We start from the raw sequence: 889 nt of genomic DNA, 5'->3' as shown, positions 1-889 counted from the left end.
ATAATGGACCCCAAAAACTGGACAGAGGAATAAGGTGGATGTTAGCCTGAAAGGACAGAGAGGAGGCAAGGATTAGATGGGTAACATCCGGAAGAGGCACAACGGAACATTTAAGGCAAAGATAGCACTGGAGGCACTGAAGGCGGAGAAGACGATCTCAGAGATATCCAGTGAATATGGGGTACACCCAAGCCAGGTGAGGCGATGGAGAAAGCAACTTATTGAGGGACTACCATCTATATTTACAGACAAGAAGAAAAAGGCGGAAAAGGACAGAGAGGAACTTGAGGCAGAACTATACCGTCAGATAGGACAGTTGAAGGTAGAGCTGGACTGGCTTAAAAAAAAATCTGAGATACTCACCAAGTGAGAAGCGAAGGATGATAGAGCCAATGAATACAGAGATACCGATATACAGGCAGTGTGAGTTACTGGGGCTGTCCAGGTCTGCGTACTATTACGAGCCAGCAGGAGAGAGTGAATACAATCTGGAACTGATGAGACTGATAGATGAACAATATACGAAGGCACCGTTTTATGGGAGTAGGCGAATGACGGCATGGCTGAGACATCAGGGATACAAGGTAAATCGCAAACGGGTACAGAGGCTGATGAGGTTGATGGGAATAGAGGCGATATATCCAAAGAAGAGGCTGAGTGTATCATCTAATAAATGTAAGAAATATCCTTATTTATTAAGGGGTTTATCAATCAAAAAGCCTGATCATGTGTGGAGCACGGACATAACCTATATAAGGATGAGCAGAGGGTTTTTGTACCTTGTAGCAATAATAGATTGGTATAGTCGGTATGTACTGTCCTGGGAGCTATCAAACACACTTGAAGTAGGATTTTGTCTTGAGGCCCTACAGAAGGCACTAAAAATATC

General features: G+C 43.9%; 1 pseudogene. It reads left to right on the top strand.

The annotated features are described in order from the left end of the window. Window positions 1–76: 76 nt before the first annotated feature. Window positions 77–889, top strand: a pseudogene (locus ACYQ0O_RS13030) (IS3 family transposase); the annotation flags it as partial.

This window comes from Desulfothermus okinawensis JCM 13304, assembly GCF_054654515.1.
This window is presented reverse-complemented; position numbering and strand designations above follow the sequence as displayed.